At 39.0% G+C, this 20,359-nt stretch carries 19 protein-coding genes; all 19 read right to left on the reverse strand.

Annotation, left to right across the window (positions count from 1 at the left end; translation table 11 throughout):
- Positions 1 to 26 precede the first annotated feature (26 nt).
- On the reverse strand, positions 27 to 1,700 hold the full coding sequence (locus ACFYKX_RS02175; protein ID WP_389357612.1) for a DUF6044 family protein: 1,674 nt from the start codon (positions 1,698 to 1,700) through the stop codon (positions 27 to 29).
- Positions 1,701 to 1,806: 106 nt separating this feature from the next.
- Complete coding sequence (gene galE, locus ACFYKX_RS02180; RefSeq protein WP_389357614.1) at positions 1,807 to 2,796, reverse strand: UDP-glucose 4-epimerase GalE; 990 nt, start codon at positions 2,794 to 2,796, stop codon at positions 1,807 to 1,809.
- 106 nt (positions 2,797 to 2,902) lie between these two features.
- Positions 2,903 to 4,129: an MFS transporter gene (locus tag ACFYKX_RS02185; protein ID WP_389357616.1), complete on the reverse strand. Its 1,227-nt coding sequence runs from the start codon at positions 4,127 to 4,129 to the stop codon at positions 2,903 to 2,905.
- Positions 4,130 to 5,194: 1,065 nt separating this feature from the next.
- Entirely contained in the window at positions 5,195 to 6,139 is a 945-nt protein-coding gene (locus ACFYKX_RS02190; protein WP_389357618.1) for an alpha/beta hydrolase, read from the reverse strand.
- A gap of 98 nt (positions 6,140 to 6,237) precedes the next feature.
- On the reverse strand, positions 6,238 to 6,642 hold the full coding sequence (locus ACFYKX_RS02195; protein ID WP_389357620.1) for a MaoC/PaaZ C-terminal domain-containing protein: 405 nt from the start codon (positions 6,640 to 6,642) through the stop codon (positions 6,238 to 6,240).
- Positions 6,639 to 7,088 (reverse strand): MaoC family dehydratase N-terminal domain-containing protein, encoded by a 450-nt coding sequence (locus ACFYKX_RS02200; protein ID WP_389357622.1) that lies wholly within the window; start codon positions 7,086 to 7,088, stop codon positions 6,639 to 6,641. Before ACFYKX_RS02200 ends, ACFYKX_RS02195 begins: the two co-directional genes overlap by 4 nt.
- Positions 7,089 to 7,100: 12 nt before the next feature.
- On the reverse strand, positions 7,101 to 7,865 hold the full coding sequence (gene fabG / locus ACFYKX_RS02205) for a 3-oxoacyl-ACP reductase FabG (RefSeq protein ID WP_389357624.1): 765 nt from the start codon (positions 7,863 to 7,865) through the stop codon (positions 7,101 to 7,103).
- 112 nt (positions 7,866 to 7,977) lie between these two features.
- A complete protein-coding gene (locus tag ACFYKX_RS02210) occupies positions 7,978 to 9,153 on the reverse strand; it encodes an acyl-CoA dehydrogenase family protein (RefSeq protein ID WP_389357626.1) in 1,176 nt (391 codons plus the stop codon).
- 72 nt (positions 9,154 to 9,225) lie between these two features.
- Entirely contained in the window at positions 9,226 to 9,624 is a 399-nt protein-coding gene (locus ACFYKX_RS02215) for an acyl-CoA thioesterase (RefSeq protein ID WP_389357628.1), read from the reverse strand.
- 111 nt (positions 9,625 to 9,735) lie between these two features.
- Positions 9,736 to 10,920, reverse strand: coding sequence for a thiolase family protein (locus ACFYKX_RS02220; RefSeq protein ID WP_389357630.1), 1,185 nt, complete (start codon positions 10,918 to 10,920; stop codon positions 9,736 to 9,738).
- 22 nt (positions 10,921 to 10,942) lie between these two features.
- Positions 10,943 to 12,094 carry an acyl-CoA dehydrogenase family protein gene (locus ACFYKX_RS02225; protein ID WP_389357632.1) on the reverse strand — a complete coding sequence of 384 codons (1,152 nt, stop codon included), beginning with the start codon at positions 12,092 to 12,094 and terminating at the stop codon, positions 10,943 to 10,945.
- A 40-nt stretch (positions 12,095 to 12,134) separates the two neighbouring features.
- Positions 12,135 to 13,298 carry a thiolase family protein gene (locus ACFYKX_RS02230; protein WP_389357634.1) on the reverse strand — a complete coding sequence of 388 codons (1,164 nt, stop codon included), beginning with the start codon at positions 13,296 to 13,298 and terminating at the stop codon, positions 12,135 to 12,137.
- Between the two features lie 256 nt (positions 13,299 to 13,554).
- Positions 13,555 to 13,971, reverse strand: coding sequence for a PaaI family thioesterase (locus ACFYKX_RS02235; protein ID WP_389357636.1), 417 nt, complete (start codon positions 13,969 to 13,971; stop codon positions 13,555 to 13,557).
- A gap of 113 nt (positions 13,972 to 14,084) precedes the next feature.
- Positions 14,085 to 15,311 carry an ABC transporter substrate-binding protein gene (locus tag ACFYKX_RS02240; RefSeq protein ID WP_389357638.1) on the reverse strand — a complete coding sequence of 409 codons (1,227 nt, stop codon included), beginning with the start codon at positions 15,309 to 15,311 and terminating at the stop codon, positions 14,085 to 14,087.
- 102 nt (positions 15,312 to 15,413) lie between these two features.
- Positions 15,414 to 16,121, reverse strand: coding sequence for an ABC transporter ATP-binding protein (locus ACFYKX_RS02245; RefSeq protein ID WP_389359004.1), 708 nt, complete (start codon positions 16,119 to 16,121; stop codon positions 15,414 to 15,416).
- Positions 16,105 to 16,878 carry an ABC transporter ATP-binding protein gene (locus ACFYKX_RS02250; RefSeq protein ID WP_389357640.1) on the reverse strand — a complete coding sequence of 258 codons (774 nt, stop codon included), beginning with the start codon at positions 16,876 to 16,878 and terminating at the stop codon, positions 16,105 to 16,107. The genes ACFYKX_RS02245 and ACFYKX_RS02250 overlap by 17 nt, the downstream gene beginning before the upstream one ends.
- Positions 16,878 to 17,888, reverse strand: coding sequence for a branched-chain amino acid ABC transporter permease (locus ACFYKX_RS02255; RefSeq protein ID WP_389357642.1), 1,011 nt, complete (start codon positions 17,886 to 17,888; stop codon positions 16,878 to 16,880). The genes ACFYKX_RS02250 and ACFYKX_RS02255 overlap by 1 nt, the downstream gene beginning before the upstream one ends.
- A complete protein-coding gene (locus ACFYKX_RS02260; RefSeq protein WP_389357644.1) occupies positions 17,888 to 18,751 on the reverse strand; it encodes a branched-chain amino acid ABC transporter permease in 864 nt (287 codons plus the stop codon). The genes ACFYKX_RS02255 and ACFYKX_RS02260 overlap by 1 nt, the downstream gene beginning before the upstream one ends.
- Positions 18,752 to 18,767: 16 nt before the next feature.
- Positions 18,768 to 20,354 (reverse strand): long-chain-fatty-acid--CoA ligase, encoded by a 1,587-nt coding sequence (locus ACFYKX_RS02265; protein WP_389357646.1) that lies wholly within the window; start codon positions 20,352 to 20,354, stop codon positions 18,768 to 18,770.
- Positions 20,355 to 20,359 lie beyond the last annotated feature (5 nt).

Consider the following 20,359-nt stretch of genomic DNA (forward strand, 5'->3'; position numbering starts at 1 on the left):
CCCTGATGTAAAAAACTTGTCCGAACCTAAATAGCCCTATATAAATAGATTTTCCAAGCAGCTTCTTCAGAAGTGAATGTTTTTTCTAGGAAAAGCTTGTTATCCTCCGCGTTCAGGATTGGGATGGCAGAAAAAATATATCTTCCACCGATTTCTTTAAAGGCTTGAATATTAAGTTCGAGATTCTTCAACTGCTTTTTCGAATTCTTTTTAAACATATAATGCTTTCCTAACTCATCTGTAAAAATATAGCAGCGTCCCCCCCACTCATCAAAATAGGTTCGAATGGTCTTATTTTTTTCTAATTCTCTTTCAATTATTTTTCTAAATTGGTATTTATAGTTTAATGGGTAAAAATTATTATACGTATCGAGTGTGTAAAATCCATTGTACTGTGCTATTGCTGGGTGTATCCCGATGCTAGCAACACGGTAATTCTCTTTAGGAAGCTTAATATAGTCTTCAATATCTTGAAATAATTCAACGGCATAAAACTCTTTTACAGACGGCTTCTTTCGATGAATAAACTCATCGTTGAATGCAAATAAAACGAGGATTTGTGCAACGATCAAAAACGTAGCTACAGGTCGCCATTTCTTTGTATTTTCAACGATAATCTTCAGTGCGAGAGCGAATCCAACATATATGACAAGAGGTCTTAGAAAATGAAACCGTGCAAAGTTAAACGTGTCCATAAAATGAAATTTCTTTGTTAAAGGTAACCAACCTTTATAAAACCAAAAGGCATACCATACCGATAACACAAAATTAAGACCTAGTAAAAAGGTAAAGCGCTTTTCCTTTTTCCATAAGCCTTTCCTAATGATTAAATAGAGAGCTAAGAATAATACAGGTAGGATAATCAATCCATGAACAGTCATAACATGGGTGTGCCCAAGCGCAAAATTCTTAAAGCTCAGTCGGACCGAATGCCAAAATGAAAGCCGTGCATGAAAATATTCATCTCTACTATTTGGTTCTGAAGAAAATAAAAACGAACCTACTAATCGATACTCAACGATTAAATACAGAAAGGTCATGTAGATAATAGAAACAAAAAAGCTTAAATTCCAGCCCTTACCTCTAATGACCTCCCATAGCCAAAAGAATCCCATGGCCGTTAAAAAAAAGAAAAACCCTAAAACAAGGCTAGAGTAAAGGGGCAGTAGCGTTAAGGCTAAATAATTCTTCCAATGTTTTTCACCCTGTCGAATGTTTAAAAATGCCCATAGCGCTAGTGGCATTCCTAATGTACTAAGCATTCCAGACGGCCAAAAAGGGGTTAGGGCAAATGTTAAGGAGACACCAACACGGATAAGTGCCCATTTATTCTCTTGGAGGAAATGCTTTTTTAAAAGTACATACATTCCTAGGAATGCTACGAATCTGGTAATAGCCTGGCTTAGTGCATAAGCAATCATTGTAGGGAAAAGGTGGTAAAGCCACACAATTCCGCTCAGTTCCGTACCATACGTATTTCTAGGAACACCATTGATAACTTGCGGAATGGTTGAATCTAATGAGCCAAATATTTCCCCACTATTTGAGAGCACTTTATACCAAGCGAGATTTGAGTCAAGATTATCGTGCACTCGGATATGGGCATTCTCACCTAATACGAACAATGGAGATAAATAAAGAGCAATCAAGATTAGTGCAAAAATAATTAGTTTTTTTTCATCTCTTTTTTGTAAAAACAATATGTACACCTCATAGACGAAACTTGTTATTAAGGTTTACAAATGGAAGAAATATATTCCACCTTCGAAAGAAATAATAAAAGCCTTCCTTTTTGGAAGGCGTATACTACTCTCTATATCCATTCGGGTTTTTGGAATGCCATATCCAAGCATCATAAATGATTTGTTCAATGTTTGATTTCTTTGGTTCCCAACCTAAAATGTTTTTGGCTTTTTGGGAAGATGCCACTAATATAGGAGGATCTCCTAGTCTTCGATCTCCTAGGACGGTTTGAATCTTTTTACCGGTGACTATTTCTGCTGTTTCAATAATCTCCTTTACAGAATACCCTTCATTACTACCAAGATTAAAAACAGTGCTTTCGTTCCCTGCTATCAAGTATTGAAGTGCCAAAATATGGGCTTGAATTAAATCATCAACATGGACATAATCCCTTATACACGTTCCATCTTTCGTATCGTAATCACATCCAAAAATGGTGACATGCTTTCTTTTTCCTAGAGCAGTCTCAAGGACAATCGGTATAAGATGTGTCTCAGGATCATGGTCCTCCCCAATGATTCCGTCCCGCATCGCTCCCGCTACATTAAAATAGCGAAGAGAAACATATTTAATCCCATGTGCCAGTTCACACCACTTCATAATTTGCTCCATCATTCGTTTTGATTCTCCATAAGGGTTGGTTGGACGTGTAGATACATCTTCATGAATGGGAACGACATCTGATTCACCGTATGTGGCAGCAGTGGAAGAAAACACGATATTCTTTACATTAAATTGGTTCATAACATCTAATAAAACCATCATTCCGTATACATTGTTATCAAAATACTTTACTGGTTTGATCATAGACTCCCACACAAGCGAGGAAGCAGCAAAGTGAAGAACCCCTTCAATTTCTTCTTGGTTAAAAACTTCCACCAACTGATCACGGTCTCTAATATCCCCTTTATAGAATTTTGCCTTAGGGTGAATCGCCTTTTTGTGGCCCGTTTCAAGGTTATCCATTACAACCACTTTGACATTTTGCTCAATTAGTTCATGCACAGCATGTGACCCAATATACCCTGCTCCACCCAATACTAAAATCGCCATTATATCTCCCTCGTTAATCATTTTTAAATGATATATATGAGGGCCCCTAAGCTTAAATGAACAATAAAAAATGACTCCGGGTGAACAGAGTCATTTTTCAAATAAATTAGGCACTCTTCGTCAATGTAATCTTTTTTCCTCTAAAAATATTCATCATAACAATTGTAACAACGATTAAAGTGGTAGTAATAAGGGTTCCGTGTAAAACCAAAACCATCTTGGGCATCGCCATATATTCTAATAGGATAGGTGCTATTACAAATCCACCTGCAAACCCAAGAGATTTCAACAGCATTCCTACTCCGAAAATTCTGCCTCTTATATGGTTCTCGGTTTTTTGTAGAATTGTAGCATGTAAGGTGGTAAAGGTTGCATCAAAGACCCCTGTAAACATAGCAAAGGCAAAAATAATCCAAACATTGCTATTAGATAAAAAGATAATAAATCCTGTCGACATCAGGAGTGCGGAAATGAAGCATGCAACATAAATTTTTTGATCCTTTAACCATTTCAGTTTTGGTAAAATTAAAGTCGCAGCAACAGATCCAATCCCCCATACACCCCAAATCATTCCATAATAGAAACTTTGCCTATCTGGGTTGAGCTGTTCAGCTAAGAGCGGGATTCCTAAATTATGTGAACTTCCAGCAAATGCTCCTACTAAAAATACGATGTTTACGAACATAAGCATAGGTGCTAACAACAAATAAGAGTTCACTTCTTTTATATCTGTCCAAACTGATTTTAATTTTGACATAACTCCGCTACTGATTTGTGTAGTTGTATTCACTGAATTTGAGTCCCATTTTAGTTTAATGAGAACGATTGCCGACAAAATGTAGGTACCCGCGTCAATCATTAAAGTCATTTCATAGCCAAGAAAGTCTGTAATCAAACCAGCAGCTAGAAACCCAGTAACTAAACTTAATGACGTTAGTCGAGATATAAGAGAATTGATTTGTAAGATATTCTTTTCGCCAAAAATCTGTGGAATTTCTGCGCTGAAGCTGACTGCAAAACTACTATTCACAAATCCTATTAAAAACGAAACGATAATGATAATGGTCGGGTCTGGAAAAGGAATAAGCACTAGAATGATAGCAGCACGCAGAATATCACTAATAATCATGATCTTTCTTCTGTTAAATCGGTCAGCAAGCACCCCTGAGAATAAGCTTGATAATACTCCACCAAATGTTCGGGCAGCCATTGTTGCCGCGAGCCAGGCGGTACTTCCGGTTGCAGCATAAATCACCACATTTAGAACGATTAAGTCCATAAACATTCCAAAATCTGAAAGTGCCTTTACGTATAAAAAGAGTTTGCGATTCATTGTTGGTCTCCAATATATATGTATTTGTTTATATCAGTCAGCGGTTGGGTTAGGGTTATAACCGCGAGTTGAAGAATTATGCGATAATTGCGGTAGAAAAATCCCCTTTTCGTGCCGCGACATAAGGGTATTGACTCTAGTCGCGGAAGGAACTCCCCTTTTCGTACCGCGGTATAGGGTGATGTCTCTGTTCGCGGTAAGTAACACCCTTTTTCGTGCCGCGGTAAAGGGGTGATGACTCTGTTCGCGGTAAGGAACACCCTTTTTCGTGCCGCGGTAAAGGGGTGATGTCTCTGTTCGCGGTAAGCAACCACCTTTTTCATGCCGCGTTATAGGGGTGATGTCTCTGTTCGCGGTAAGCAACCACCTTTTTCGTGCCGCGGTAAAGGGGTGATGTCTCTGTTCGCGGTAAGTAACACCCTTTTTCGTGCCGCGGTATAATGGTGATGTCTCTGTTCGCGGTAAGTAACACCCTTTTTCGTGCCGCGTTATAGGGGTGATGTCTCTGTTCGCGGTAAGCAACCACCTTTTTCGTGCCGCGGTATAAGGGTGATGTCTCTGTTCGTGGTAAGTAACACCCTTTTTCGTGCCGCGTTATAGGGGTGATGTCTCTGTTCGCGGTAAGTAACCACCTTTTTCGTGCGGCGGTATAAGGGTGATGTCTCTGTTCGCGGTAAGCAACCACCTTTTTCGTGCGGCGGTATAAGGGTGATGACTCTGTTCGCGGTAAGCAACCACCTTTTCGTGCCGCGACATAATTGATTTGAACATGGTCGGAGTGATCTAAACATCTTTACAGTCCTCGACAAGGTCAAGATGCTTGGAGTGCACATAGATGGACAGACCCAACACTGGCACCCAACCTTGAAAAAACTTTAAGTATCCAGCCCACCATGACACCAGCCTATTATCTGTATGATCACAATCGTTTTTATAGAGTGTAAGCCTATGATTCATTTTATATCGAAGATAAGTATTTCGCAATCCGAAATTAATGATTTTTAAGAAAATTACAAAATAAAAAAGATGGTTGCACATCCAGGCAACCACCTCATTCCAAGAATATTATTTCACTTTATTAGCAAATTGTTCTTTTAAGTATAGTGCAGCCTCTGTTATGGCCTTCTTCCCGTCATCTAAAACTCCAGCCATAGAGATAAAGCCATGAATCATTCCAGGATAGCAAATGTAGGTTGTTTGTACTCCTGCATTAGTGAGCTTTCTAGAATAGTTTTCACCACCATCACAAAGTGGATCAAACTCAGCTGTAACAATATAAGCGGTTGGTAACAAAGCAGTGTCCTCGTCAGATAAAAGCATTGGAGCTGCTAGAGGGTTTAATGTATCTGTTTCATCATTTAAATATTGCTCTCTAAACCATTTCATTTGAGACTTTGTTAAGTAATAACCTTCACCATATTTTTCGTAAGATTCAGTATATTCAAATCCTGTTGATGGGTAAAATAATAATTGCTGACTAATCGAAGGTCCCTTTCTTTCATTAGCTAGATAACACACAACAGCTGCTAAATTTCCACCCGCACTATCCCCGCCAACAGCAATATTGTTCTTATCAACATTTAACTCATCAGCATGTTCACTTACCCACTTTGTTGCTAAATAAGCATCTTCAACCGCGACAGGAAATTTGTTTTCTGGAGCTAAGCCATAATCTACGGAAACAACCTTACAGTTTGACTGGTTGGCAAGTGAACGACATAGGGAATCATGAGTCTCTAAATTTCCAATTACCCATCCTCCTCCGTGAAAATAAACGAGTACAGGTAACCGATCATTATCGCTAGGTGTGTATATTCTAACCTTCATTTCTCTTTGGTAGCCTTGTATTTTTCGGTCCTCAACATGGAAAATATCTTCCGCTTTATTTAATAGTTTAGCTGATTGTTCAAACATTCCCCTCGCTTCTTGTAGGGAAACCTCTTCAAGTGAAGGAGCATTTCTCGCTTCAAACATTTGTAATAAAGCTTTTGCCTGTGGGTGTAGACTCATAAAAATTCCCTCCAAATCAATTTTATAAGAATACGGTAAGCGCTTACATTAAGTTTTTATAAAAGAGTAAAGTAGAAACTACTTTACTCTAAATAACTTCAGTCATATTTTGCAAACACTACTTTACCTTGTAGAACATCTTTTCCATGTTGATTAACCGCTGCAACGTTAAAGGTGAGATTTTTCTCATTCTCTTCCTCTAATGTTCCTTGTAATGTTACAACATCGTTAATAAAGACCATCCCTTTGAAACGAATGGAGTAATCCTGGATAAAACCCTCTTCATAAAAAGGGGTAAATAGTTTTGCGAGATTTCCCATTGTCCACATGCCATGAGCAATGATACCAGGTAAGCCAGCTTTAGCTGCTTCTTCATCAATCGTATGGATTGGATTGTAATCGCCAGATGCACCAGCATACTTAATTAGGTCAATTCTAGATACAGGTGCAAGCTCTACTTTTTCAAGAGAGTCCCCCACTTTTAATTGTGTTAAAATACTCAAACCGACAACCCCTTTCTTACAGCCTCAGTGATAATGACTACTGATTCTGAGGTGAAAATGGTATTCCCTTCAAGATCTTCCCCATTGTTCATTAAAACAAGGAATCCCATTTTGCCAGCTTTCCCTTCTTTTTCGTAGTAATCTTTTATTTCTGAATAACATAATACATCCTCGCCTACTAAAAGAGGTCTTTCATAATGATAGGTTTGTTCACCATGAATAAGCCCTTTGTTAGGAAGATTCAACCCTTCAATCGATCCATAATCGAATACTCTAGGGAAGGTGGGTGGAGCTATATTGTTTTTATATCTTGAATTCTTTCCTACTTCTTCATCGATAAAAATAGGATGAGAATCTCCAATTGAATCAGCGAATCTTTTCACTGCGCCGCGTTCTACTTGATTTTTTACCTTGTTAGATCTTTTTCCGATACTTTCTAAAAACATATTCATCACCCCTTAGTTTTTCGGTCCACCAGCAACATAGATGACCTGCCCGTTCACAAAAGAGGACTTTTCATCAGCGAAGAACGCTACTGCGTTCGCGATATCCTCTGGTTTTCCGCTTCTTCCTACTGGAATGTTGGCAACGCTAGCGGCAATTAATTGGTCGAAAGAAATTCCAATTCGAGCAGCCGTTTCCTTCGTCATCTCTGTTTCAATAAAACCAGGTGCTACTGAGTTCGCTGTAATACCGAATTTGCCTAACTCAATGGCTAGCGTTTTTGTAAAGCCCTGTAAACCAGCTTTCGCAGTTGCATAATTCGCTTGACCTCTGTTTCCTAATGCTGAAGTCGATGAAATGTTTATAATACGCCCATATTTCTGTTCAACCATGTATTGTTGAACAGCTTTTGCTGCGTTAAAGGAACCTTTTAAATGGACATCCATAACGGTGTTCCAATCAGATTCTGTCATTTTAAATAAGAGGTTATCGCGGATTACACCAGCATTATTAACAAGAATGTCTATAGAACCAAAAGCATCATGAGCTTCCTTTACAGCAGCGTCTACCTGCTCAGAGTTTACTACATTAGCCACTTTCGTAAAAATTTCATAGCCTTTATCCTTAAACTCATTCGCAGTTTCACTTAGAGCTTCTTCGTTTACATCGATAATAGCTACTTTTGCTCCTTCTTCAGCAAAAAGTTGAACAATTCCTTTTCCAATCCCTCTACTACCACCAGTAACAAAAGCAACTCTACCTTCAAATCTTCCTGCCATTATGAATCCTCCTTTTACTAGGGCTCTTTATGTTGTGACGCAATCTCTTTTGCCTCACTACGAGTATTCAAGAGCCCCATCCTAAATGCATTTTTAATTAGTTATCTATAAATTATATAAACTGACCTAACTTAACATGTCCTTTTAATAGATTTCTAGAAATAATTAAGCGTTGAATTTCATCTGTACCGTCGTAAATTCTCCATAGTCTTGCTTCACGGTACCAGCGCTCGATAGGCAGCTCTCTTGTATAGCCCATGCCTCCATGGATTTGAAGAACACGGTCGACTACATTGTTACCCATATTTGCTCCGTATAGCTTTGCCATAGATGCTAAGTGACGGTTATCTTCTCCTTCGTCAAGTGTGAATGCTGCATTTAACACTAGCCATCTTGCTGCTTCAATTTCTACGGCAGAATCAGCAATTTGCCACTGAATTGCCTGTCTGGTTGCGATTGGCTTACCAAATGTCTCACGTTCTTGCGAATAATCAATCGCCATTTGTAATAGGCGCTCTGCTGCCCCTACTGCTCTTGCCCCTACTACCCAACGAGCAAATCCAATCCATTCTAACCCTAGATTGTATCCGCCATCTACTTCACCTAGGATGTTCTCCTCTGGAACTCGAACATTATCAAATACTAACGCTGCTGGCCCCCACTCACCCATTGTGTGAATGTACTCTGACTTCCAGCCCATGTCGCGGTCAACGATGAAGCACGTTACACCATCACGGCCAGTGGCTTGGTGTTTCTCCTTATCCGTAATCGCGATAACCATCACGAAGTCTGCTTCATTTCCACCTGTAATGAATGTCTTTTCACCGTTAAGAACCCATTCATTGCCATCCTTAACCGCAGTCATTTTAATATTGCGAGTATCAGATCCTGCACCAGGTTCTGTCATCGCAAAGCATGATTTTTTCTCACCATTAATAGTAGGAATTAAGTATTTCTTCTTTTGCTCCTCATTTCCGTAATACAGAATATTATCTGCAGACCCACCAAAGCTGAAAGGAACAAAAGTTTTTGAAACCTCCATCAATACGATGGCCATCATCATTTGTCCAAGGTCTGCTCCGCCATATTCTTCAGGCGTATTGATCCCCCAAAAACCAGCTTCCTTAGCCTTTAGTTGAAGTTCCTTCAACTTCCCAGGTGGTAAACTTGGTTTGCCTTCTCTCTCGTTTCTCAAAACATCATTTTCTAGTGGAATTAACTCTTTTTCCACGAATTTTCTTATCGTTTTTTGTACCATTCTTTGCTCATCTGTTAAACGTAAATACATAAAATCCACTCCAATCAATGATTAATGTACTAAACGGTTGGTATTGTGAAAATTTTGAAATATACTTTTCTTTTAATGTGATTGATAAAGATGTCTTTCTAACTCTAAGCGAATTTCATCAGGAATTCTCTCAGATTGTTTCTGTTTCGTGTTGTAATTAACATACGTGACAGTTCCTTTTACACATAGCTTTTGATCTTGGTGAATTTCTTCATACAATTCGAGACTAGAATTTCCAATTCTCTTAATCCATGTGTATACTTCTACTTTTCTACCAAAATAAATTTGGCTTACATAATCTACATTCATATTAAGAATAATCATTCTCCAATTTTCAAAAGAATCATCAGGTGTAAAAAGCTTAAAGATTTGATTTCTCCCAGCCTCTAGCCATACTGGAATAGTAGTGTTATTAATATGACCTACTCCATCTGTTTCGGAAACTCGAGGTTCAATAATTGTATGATACATTTGTATCCTCCTTGAAAATTGAGATTACTCATGTACATTGATTGGTGGACCTCTAAATTTTATAACAAATTGAAGTAGAAATAATAGTATTTTCTAAATATTCAATAAAGATTATACCAATTCTAGCATGACCGCCATCCCTTGACCTCCACCTACACATAGAGTGGCAATTCCGAATTGCTCTTGTCTTCTCTTCATTTCATGTAAGAGAGTAGTCATGATCCTACATCCGGTTGCTCCTAGTGGATGACCTAATGCAATTGCGCCGCCGTTTACATTTACCTTTTCGGGGTCTAGATTCGCATTTCTAATAACACCAAGTGCTTGGGCGGCGAATGCCTCATTTAATTCAATGAGACCAATATCATGTAAAGATTTATTTGTTCTTTTAAGCAATTTTTCGATTGCTGGAACAGGCCCAATTCCCATTAATTTAGGTGAAACGCCTGCTGTTGACCAATCGACTATTTTAGCTAGTGGCTTTAAACTAAGTGATTTTGCCTTTGATGCAGTCATTAAGACCATAGCAGCAGCCCCGTCATTCCTTCCACATGCATTACCGGCTGTTACAGTACCAGTCTCCTTGAATGCGGGTTTTAGTCTTTCAAGATTTTCGATGGTTGTATCTGGCCTAGGATGCTCATCCTTTTCAAAGAGAAACATATTCTTTCGTTCCTGAATTTGTACCGGAACAATCTCTTCAGTAAACTTTTCCTCTTGAATGGCTCGAGCAGCTTTTTGTTGACTTTCAAGAGCGAATTGATCTTGGTCTTCTCTCGAAATGCTATAGAGTTCCGCAACGTTCTCAGCAGTCATTCCCATTCCTAAGTGTGAACCGTAAGTCTCATTAGGCTGTTGACCATTTTCTGTGTTTGAGTCAACTAGATAAGGATATCCTTCACCAAATCTAGAGTTTCTTAGATAGATAGGCGATCTGCTCATATTCTCGGTTCCGCCCGCTACAATGATCTCCCCTTGACCAAAGAAGATCTGCTGAACAGCCGAAGCGACTGCTTGCATTCCTGAGGCACACAACCGGTTGATTGTAAAGGCTGGGGCTGTTTCAGGGATACCAGCTCTTAGTGCAGATACTCTAGCAACGTTTGACGATTCGGTAGATTGTCTTACCTCACCTAGAATGACTTCATCAATTTGTTCAGGAGTTAGCTGTGCTCGGCTAACAGCTTCCTTGACCACTAGAGCACCGAGGTGACCTGAACTGATGTTTTTTAATGCCCCTCCGAATCGCCCGATCGGCGTCCGAACAGCACTAACAATAACGATTTCCTCATTCAATCCTCTTCAACCTCCTCCCTCGTTACCTTGAATATTCCTTTCGTAGCTGTGCAGCAATAATGTTCTTTTGAATTTCTGAAGTCCCCTCGTAAATCCTTGTTATACGCGCATCACGGAAATATCGCTCGATAGGGAAATCCTTAATATATCCGATTCCACCGTGAACCTGAACGGCTTTATCAGCTACTCGGTTATAAACTTCTGACCCAAAAAGCTTTAGCATAGCCGCTTCCTTAATGACCTTTTCGCCTTGGTCTACCATCCACGCTACTCTATACGTAAAGGAACGTAATGTCTCGATATCGAGAGCCATTTCAGCTACCATATGTGCAACAGCTTGATGCTCAATGATAGGCACATTAAACTGCTCTCTCTCTTGAACGTATGCCATTGACATATCAAGAAGCTTTTGAGAGGATCCTAGATTTCTAGCTGCTAACCCTGCTCTGCCATTCGCTAATATTTTTAAAGCGTTTACATATCCTTGACCTTTTTCACCAAGAACATTTTCAACAGGGACTTCACAGTCTTCAAAAATGAGCTCAGCTGAGTGAGATCCACGCAACCCCATTTTTCGCTCAACGGTTCCGACCTTTAAACCAGGAAACCCTTTTTCAACGATAAAAGATGTAATACCTTTGCTACCTTTACTAGGGTCTGTCACTGCCATTACGGTGAATACATCTGCAACAGTAGCGTTCGTAATGTAGTGTTTAGTGCCGTTTAAGATATATTTATCGCCTTTTTTTACAGCTGACGTTTTAATATTTGTGGCGTGTGATCCTGCTGAGGGCTCCGTCAATGCGAATGCACCTAATAAGTTCCCCTTTGCCATTTCTGGGAGATATCTTTGTTTTTGCTCTTCATTGCCCATTTCAACGATTCCGACTGAACCGATTCCAGTATGGGCACCGATTAGCGTCGTGTAGCCATTATGAGTTTTGCCAATCTCTTCGTAGATAGCACATTTGCCGACCATCCCAACTCCAAGACCACCGTACTCCTCTGGTATACTAAGTCCGAATAACCCCATTTCCTTGGACAGTGCAATTACTTTTTCAGGGATATGATCTGTTTCTTCTATTTCCATTGCATAAGGTTCAATTTCATTAGAAATAAATTCTTTTATATTTCTTTTAATCATGAGAATGTCTTCATCTAATTGAAAATTCATCAGAAACCTCCATTTGCTCGGGTATACACGAACATGGTGTTTATTTTCTCTCAAGTGTCAGTGCAATTCCTTGACCTCCACCGATACACGCTGTTACCAATCCCTTTTTTACACCTCGGCGCTTCATTTCGTATGCGAGCTTTGTCACCAGCATTCCACCAGTAGCAGCAATCGGATGACCGTGAGAGATTGCTCCACCATTAACATTTACTTTTTCCATGTTGAATGATAACTCTCGGTGGCACGCTAATACTTGTGCAGCAAACGCTTCGTTGATTTCGATTAAATCATAATCATCTAGTTGCTCTCCGGTTTGTGCAAGTATTTTTTGTACAGCCGGTACCGGACCAATTCCCATAATATTCGGGTCTACTCCTGCAACTGCCCAGTTTGTAACATATGCTAAAGGTTCTAACCCTCTTTCACTTGCTTCCTTAGCGGACATTAATACTAGTGCAGATGCTCCATCGTTAACACCTGAAGAATTCCCTGCCGTGACAGATCCTCCCTTTTTAAACACGGGCTGAAGTCTTTTTAAATCTTCTTCAGTAATAGTTGGTCGAGGGTGTTCGTCTTTTGTAAATAGAACTTCGCCTTTCCTTGTTTGAATTGGAATTGGGACAATTTGTTCTGCAAATAAGTTTTGCTCCAGTGCAGCAGCCATTTTTTGCTGGCTAGCTAAAGCAAATGCATCTTGCTCTTCTCTTGAAATTGAGTATTTTTCTACTAGATTTTCTGCGGTGATTCCCATAGGAGGATCTCCGATATGATCGGGTGAAAGTCTTCGTTGAACAAATTGAGGAGGCATGCGATCATATGCTCGTTCTTGTGGAGCAAGAAGGTATGGAGTTCTGGACATACTTTCTGTTCCGCCAGCAACTACAATATTTGCTTTCCCAGCTAGAATGGCTTCAGCAGCTAGTGCTACACTATTGATTCCTGAACCGCACTGGCGGTCAATCGTTATTCCTGGAACGGTGTATGGGAGCCCTGCTTGAAGTAAGGAAAGTCTAGCAGTATTCCCACCACCAGATAAGCAATTTCCAAGAATAACATCGTCAACATCTTCTCCATTTAAACCTACTCTTTCTAGTGCTTCTTTAATTACTATGCCGCCATAAATAGATGGGTCAAGGGATGCTAGTGCTCCACCTTTTTTTGCAATTGGAGTTCTAACAGCTGATACAATGACAACTTCAGTCATGTTTTCTCATCCTTTCAAGGGGTTATCGTCTAACGAGGTATAGCTATTTAAGAGATTTTCGTAAAGTTAAAAGTAAACAAACATGATTTACTATCACACTTATTTAAATATGCAAAAAGCATGCCAATTAAAGGAAACTTAAGGATTCGGTTATTGTTTATATCAAAACATTCGATTGATTCATATTTGAATTAATAGAATGATATTTTTAAATTTTTGAAGGTTTTTTGAGTCAATTTTGAATTCTTTAATTCACTTATGAATTAGGGGAGTCGTTTTTTGGTCGAAGTATTTTAAATGTTCCTGTTCCTTTTGCGATGATTTTCCCATTACTGTCTGTAATAACGCCTTCTCCAGTGACAATACGGTAGCCAATTTGTAAGAGATTAGCTCTTGCCGTAATTATGCCTGTTTCAACGGGAGCAAAGTAATTAATACTTAAATTAATCGTCGTGGAAGGTAATTTGGTTACCGAATTAATAGTAGCACCGATAATATTATCAATCATAGCAGCGTGTACTCCACCATGAAGAGTGTTTATAGCATTGAGATGATGTTCTTGAATATCCAATTCAATGACGACATTTTCCTTTTCAAACTGAAGGGTTTTAAATCCTAAGTAATCCCAAAAGGAACTACTTTTAAAAGCGGTTGAATCTTGATTGGTAGTCATGACTTTCCCCTTTCGTAAGGTATCTTTTGTCTACTATGTAGCTACAATAAATTTAAAAACATAGATGATCGCGTTGACTTTGCGACCATCTATGTGATGAACTAATTACCTAACTATTCCACTGATTTATCAACGATTTTTCCATCTTCAACAACAGCCATACGAAGCTCTGTCATTAATCCACCGTTCTCTTCTACCTCAGTAATTTCATAAATCATTTTATCTTTCGGCACGTTAGCTAATCCTTCTTCAATATGAGCTCTGATAGCTTCAGCATCATCTACAGAACCTGCAGCTTTCATTGCTTCTACAAACATGTAAGTCGCTAGGTAATGGTAACCAGCCTCAGACCCTGGGTTCTTGCTATGTTTTGCTTTATAATCATCAATAAACTTTTCATTACCTTCATATCTAGAGTGGATAAGTGGTAGAACCCCAACAGATCCTTCAATGAGATCTGATCCACCTAATACTGTTTCAATTTCATCAAGCTTTGCTTGGTCCATGATTAAGAATCCACCTTTGAATCCAAGCTCTCTTGCTTGCTTTATAACAAGAGCAGTCGGCTCAGAAGGTCCACCTACGAATAATACGTCAGGCTTTTCTTTCAGCGCATTTGTTACGATTGTAAAGAAGTCAGTGTCTTTACTGAAGTCAATTGATCCTTTATAAACGATTTCTCCACCTAGTTCTTTCCAACCTGGCTCTAACACAGCTGCCCAATCTTTACCGTATTGTGTTGCAGTTGGTAGGAATGCAATCTTTTTACCAAATCGCTCCATTTGATATTTAGAGAATGGCTCGATATATGCATCATATTTAGGAGGGATACGGACGGTTAAATTATTTCCAGCTTCCGTAATTTTCGGTTCACTTGAATAGGCACCAATAAGGAACTTATCCTGCATATTAAATACTTGAGTAGCAAAAATACCACCGCTATGAGGGACAAAGATGATAGGAGTTTTATCTTCTTGTACTAGACGCTTAGCATTTGATCCAGTTTCATTCGGTAAGTATTTGTCATCAAGAGAAACAAGGTTTAACGTATATTTTTGACCATCTACCTCGAAACCACCGCTGCCGTTGATTTCTTCTACCGCCATCTCAACACCGCTAAGAGTATTCTGGCCATAATAAGCAGCAGGTCCACTTAGAGGCCCGCTATATCCAATATTGACCGTTTTTGTTTCTTTAGCAGGCTCTTCAGTTGTAGCATCATTGTCATTTCCTTTATCGTCTTCCTCTGGCTGTGAAGAAGGTGTACTACTGTTACAAGCAGCTAGTAAAAGAACAAATGAAAGAAACATAAAGAATAAACCTTTTTTCAGTTGACTCATTGTTTTTCCCCCTTAATTAAATTTTCCAAAGAAACCATCTTGCTTCTCCAGGTAAGTTCTTAGTAAAGAGGCTCACCTCCTTTAAGACATTTGGTCGGGTTTTTAAGCACCAATATAAGCCTTGCGAATTTCATCGTTTGCGAACAATTCTTTACTTTGTCCTTCAAGGACGATTTTTCCACTCTCGATAACATATCCTCGGTCAGCTATTTTTAAGGCAGCATTAGCATTTTGTTCGGCTAAGAGGACAGTCGTGCCATTTCTATTAATCTCTTGAATGACACCGAATACCTGCTCTACGATCAGTGGTGCTAATCCAATGGATGGCTCATCTAATAGAATCATTTTTGGATTCGACATTAATGCTCTTCCTATCGCTAACATTTGTTGTTGTCCACCACTTAAACTTCCGGCTGCATCATCCTTCTTGTCTCTTAAGATTGGGAACATATCAAACACTTTTTCGAGAGATTGCTTGATTTTATCCTTATGTCTTCTATCAACAAATCCACCTAGAATTAAATTCTCGTAAACAGACATCTGAGGAAAAAGCTTTCTTCCTTCAGCACACTGGACAATCCCCATCTGCACAAGTTTATCTGCTGACAAGCCTCCTATATCTTTTCCCATGAACTGAATGGATCCATTTGTTGGTTTGCTAAGACCACTAATCGTTCGGAAAATGGTACTTTTACCAGCCCCATTAGCTCCTAGTAAAACGACTAATTCCCCTTCATTAACAGTGAGATTAACATTTCTTAAGGCTTGAAAATGTCCGTAGTTTACCGATACTTCAGTCAGCTGTAGCATCATCACCACCTCCTAAATAAGCTTGGATTACCGCTTTATTGTTTCGGATTTCTTCAGGTGTTCCTTCTGCAATTTTCTTCCCGTAATTTAAAACCATAATTTTATCAGCAAGGCTCATAATCATTTGCATTTTGTGCTCAATGATACAAACCGTTATGCCCTTATCAACCATCTTTCTCATTAGATCAGCTAACCCATCTGTTTCTTCCGGGTTTACGCCTGCTGCTGGTTCATCCAGAAATACAATTTCTGGATCAGTTGCTAATGCCAATGCAAAGGCAGTTCTTTTCTTAGCCTCTTGGGAAATATCAGAAACAAGCTGATTTTCAACATCTTTTAGGCCAACAAATTCTATTACTTCACTTGCTTTTTCCCTACATGCCGCTTCTTCACGCTTCAGGCGCGGAGTTCTAAAAATAGCATCAAATAAGCCAGATTTTGTACGTAGTCTATGACCAATAATTACGTTTTCTAGAACAGTAGATTGTTCAAACAGATGAGTAGTTTGAAAGGTTCTGGCAATCCCAAGCTTTGCAATTTCATAGGACTTCATTTTTGTAATATCTGTACCGTTATAAACGATTTTTCCTTGTGAAGGTGGGTGAAATCCGCTAATCAAGTTGAAAAAAGTGGATTTTCCTGCTCCGTTGGGGCCAATAATGGCTGTAATTTTTCCTTTTTCAATTCCAAAATCGACTTGGTCTACAGCCGTAAGTCCTCCAAATGACTTGGTTAGTCCCTCCGTTTGTAATAGCATTACTTCTCCTCCTCTACTGCTAAAGGCTTCATTTGTTGGTCAATAATTATCTTCTGGGCCCTTTTTAATTTGCGTTTAGCACTCCACATCTGGAATCCACCGACGATTCCTCGTGGATAAAAGATAATTAGAATAACTAGCAATGGTCCAAAAATAAGCATTCGGTAATCTTGCAGGAATTGCAAATATTGAGAAACCCATACTACTAGTAGTGTTCCAATTAGAGGTCCAGAGAGTGTACCGATTCCCCCAACTAGAAGATACGTAAGCATATCAAAAGTTACATTAATATAAGAGATATCTGGGCCTAAAAAACGGATAAACGCAGCGTAAAGTGCTCCACCAAGTCCAGCAAAGAATGTAGATAATACGAACGATACTAGTTTATGTCTCATTGTCGGTATTCCGATGGTTTGTGCTAATTCTTCACTGTTTCGAATTGCAATATAGGTTCTACCCGTAAGTGAATTAATGATTCTTCTTATTAAGAAAATGACAAGAACTAAGAAAAATAGAATCAAATAATATAAGGAGCGTGGAGTTTCAAAAGTAATCGGACCAATTGGTGCCGGTGTGGGGATCCCGATCAATCCACGAACCCCTTCCGTTACGGCTTCCCACTTATAAATAATTAGGTAAATGATGTAACCAACACAAAGTGTGTAGATGGCAAAGAAATGCTCTTTTGTCCGTAGTGCTATGAGTCCGATCAACATTCCAATAAATGTTGTAATTAGACATGCTAACACAAGTGCCAGCCAAAAATTAATCCCTACTTTTACCGTTAATACTCCAACAGAGTATGCTCCGATAGCAAAGAAACCCGCATGTGCTAAAGAAAGTTGACCAGTAAATCCGCCTATGAGGTTTAATCCATAAACCGCAATCGTCCAAATAAACGCTAATGAAAAGACGTGTAGGTAATACTGATTATCTATAACTAGAGGAAAGATAACCGCAACTAGCAGGGCAACTAACATACCGTTTTTTTGGGTCAATAGTTTTGACATTACTGAACCCCCTTAACAAATAACCCTTTTGGTCTAACTGTTAAAATGACAACAAGAAGTAGGAAGGCAATTAAATCCTTATAATCATTGGAAATAAAGGTTGCCCCTAAACTTTCTGAAAAGCCTAGTATATAACCTCCAATAATCGCTCCAGGAATACTTCCCATTCCGCCAATGATAATAATAACGAAAGCTTTTAATATAACTAAGTGTCCCATTCCTGGAAATACTAGATTAATTGGTGATGAAATAGATGAAGCGATGGCAGCTAATCCGCCAGAAATAAAGAATGTAATCATCGCTACTTTATTTGCGTTAATCCCTACTAGAAAAGCTCCTTCACGATTTTGAGACATCGCAATAATAGCGGAACCAATCATTGTTTTTCTTAAGAAAAGATGTAGAAGAATCATAACCACTACAGCAGTTACAATGATTAGAATCCTTTGCATCGTAACCGTTAGACCTAAGAATTCTACAACCTGACCATAAGGTGTTGGCATTGGACGATATTCTGCTCCCCAAACTAGTTGGACTAACGCCTCTAAGAAAAGAAGTACACCAATAGCTGCAATTTTGTCATGGATAGGTGGAGCATGACGTAAAGGGTGGAACACAATACGCTCCATTAGTACTGCTAACAAACCAATTACGATTACGGAAGCAAATATAGCCACCCAATAATGAACACCTAAAGATGTCATCATTGTTAAGGTAATATAGCCACCCACCATGTATAACGCTCCATGGGCAAAGTTCGGAATATGCAAGATTCCATAAACAAGTGTTAATCCTAAAGCAACAAGACTGTAAACGCTTCCAATTGTTAGTCCATTAAATATTTGCTGAATTAAGATATCCATCTTTTACCCCCTCATTTCATGATTTAGAATAGTGTTCTTGTAATTTCCTTTTTAAAATTTTCCCTACTGCCGTTTTTGGCAACTCATCAACGAAAGATATGATACTTGGAACTTTGTAAGCTGCTAGTCTTTCACGGCAGAAACTAATTAATTCATTTTCTTCTAGTGTTTCATTTTCTTTAAGTACGACCACTGCTTTGACGGTTTCTCCTCGATACTCATCGGGTACACCAATGACTGCGGCCTCTAACACCTTCGGATGACTGTAAATGACGTCCTCTACCTCTATTGGATAGACATTAAAGCCACTTGCCAGAATCATTTCCTTTTTTCTGCCGACAATATAGAAGAAACCATCATCATCCATTTTTGCAAGGTCTCCTGTATACAACCAACCGTTCCGAATAGCTTGTGCCGTTTCTTCTGGCATTCCCAAGTACCCCTTCATTATTTGAGGTCCTTTAATAATCAGCTCTCCTACTTCTCCAATAGGTAATGTATGTTCACCTGTTCCAATATCAACAATTCTTGCATCTGTGTTTGGGATAGGGATTCCTATACTTCCAGGTTTCTGTAAGCCTGAAATAGGATTCCGATGTGTAACAGGTGCCGCTTCTGATAAGCCATACCCTTCTGCTACGGTTGAGCCACTGACTTTGTTAAAAAGATTTAATACTTGAACCGGTAATGGTGCAGAGCCACTAATGCAAGTATTTAAGCAGCTTAAATCGAATTTCTTCGTCTTATAATATTGAAGTAAAGCGATATACATGGTAGGTACACCTGGGAACACTGTAGGTTTGGTTTGCTCAATGATATTAACCACTTGTTCTACTTCAAACTTAGGTACGAGGATAAGATTCCCACCGTTATAAAATGTTAAATTCATGCCACTTGTCATCCCGTATACGTGGAATAAAGGAGATATCGTTAACACCCGTTCCTCTCCAGGGCGAGTTTTTACTTGTGAGGTTGCGGAGCTTTGCAACGTATTTGCCACTAAGTTGTAATGTGTTAGCATTGCTCCTTTTGATCTGCCTGTGGTTCCACCTGTATACTGTAGAACAGCCACATCCTCTTTTGGGTTAATCTTGGTAGATGGAACATCGTCGCCAGGGTCCTGAAGTAATTGATTAAACTTGCAACCGCTTTCAAAAGAAACGTCAATGGTTATTGATACTGGTGTATCATCTAAGATTGACTCCGCAATGGGTAAAAGCTGATCGAGAACAATTAGTACTTTTGCTTGTGAGTCATTTAATACATGTAATAATTCGGATGACTTATACATCGGATTAATTTGTACAATGGTTGCTCCACACATGAGTGAGGCAAAATAACTGATGGGATACTGAGGACAATTCGGAAGCATCAGAGCTACTCGATCCCCTTTTTCGACCCCTAACTTTTTCAGTCCACTAGCTGCCCTTTTTACGAGCGAATCTAGCTCTCCATAAGTATATCTTTTATTAAAGAATGTAATGGCGGTATGGTTTCTAAATTTCTCTACTGATTGGTTAAATAGTTGAGTTAAAGAAATTTCGGGAATATCAATCTCCTGTGGATTTCCTTCAACTATATGTTTAAACCATGGTCTTTCCAATGTAT

The sequence above is a fragment of the Cytobacillus spartinae genome, assembly GCF_042865285.1.
Lineage (GTDB): Bacteria > Bacillota > Bacilli > Bacillales > Cytobacillaceae > Robertmurraya_A > Robertmurraya_A spartinae.

Bases quoted from the DNA above. Each gene is read 5' to 3' on its own strand.
- galE (WP_389357614.1), bottom strand. From the start codon at position 2,796: ATGGCGATTTTAGTATTGGGTGGAGCAGGGTATATTGGGTCACATGCT.
- ACFYKX_RS02185 (WP_389357616.1), bottom strand. From the start codon at position 4,129: ATGAATCGCAAACTCTTTTTATACGTAAAGGCACTTTCAGATTTTGGA.
- ACFYKX_RS02190 (WP_389357618.1), bottom strand. From the start codon at position 6,139: ATGAGTCTACACCCACAGGCAAAAGCTTTATTACAAATGTTTGAAGCG.
- ACFYKX_RS02200 (WP_389357622.1), bottom strand. From the start codon at position 7,088: ATGTTTTTAGAAAGTATCGGAAAAAGATCTAACAAGGTAAAAAATCAA.
- fabG (WP_389357624.1), bottom strand. From the start codon at position 7,865: ATGGCAGGAAGATTTGAAGGTAGAGTTGCTTTTGTTACTGGTGGTAGT.
- ACFYKX_RS02210 (WP_389357626.1), bottom strand. From the start codon at position 9,153: ATGTATTTACGTTTAACAGATGAGCAAAGAATGGTACAAAAAACGATA.
- ACFYKX_RS02215 (WP_389357628.1), bottom strand. From the start codon at position 9,624: ATGTATCATACAATTATTGAACCTCGAGTTTCCGAAACAGATGGAGTA.
- ACFYKX_RS02225 (WP_389357632.1), bottom strand. From the start codon at position 12,094: ATGAATTTTCAATTAGATGAAGACATTCTCATGATTAAAAGAAATATA.
- ACFYKX_RS02230 (WP_389357634.1), bottom strand. From the start codon at position 13,298: ATGACTGAAGTTGTCATTGTATCAGCTGTTAGAACTCCAATTGCAAAA.
- ACFYKX_RS02235 (WP_389357636.1), bottom strand. From the start codon at position 13,971: ATGACTACCAATCAAGATTCAACCGCTTTTAAAAGTAGTTCCTTTTGG.
- ACFYKX_RS02240 (WP_389357638.1), bottom strand. From the start codon at position 15,311: ATGAGTCAACTGAAAAAAGGTTTATTCTTTATGTTTCTTTCATTTGTT.
- ACFYKX_RS02245 (WP_389359004.1), bottom strand. From the start codon at position 16,121: ATGCTACAGCTGACTGAAGTATCGGTAAACTACGGACATTTTCAAGCC.
- ACFYKX_RS02250 (WP_389357640.1), bottom strand. From the start codon at position 16,878: ATGCTATTACAAACGGAGGGACTAACCAAGTCATTTGGAGGACTTACG.
- ACFYKX_RS02255 (WP_389357642.1), bottom strand. From the start codon at position 17,888: ATGTCAAAACTATTGACCCAAAAAAACGGTATGTTAGTTGCCCTGCTA.
- ACFYKX_RS02260 (WP_389357644.1), bottom strand. From the start codon at position 18,751: ATGGATATCTTAATTCAGCAAATATTTAATGGACTAACAATTGGAAGC.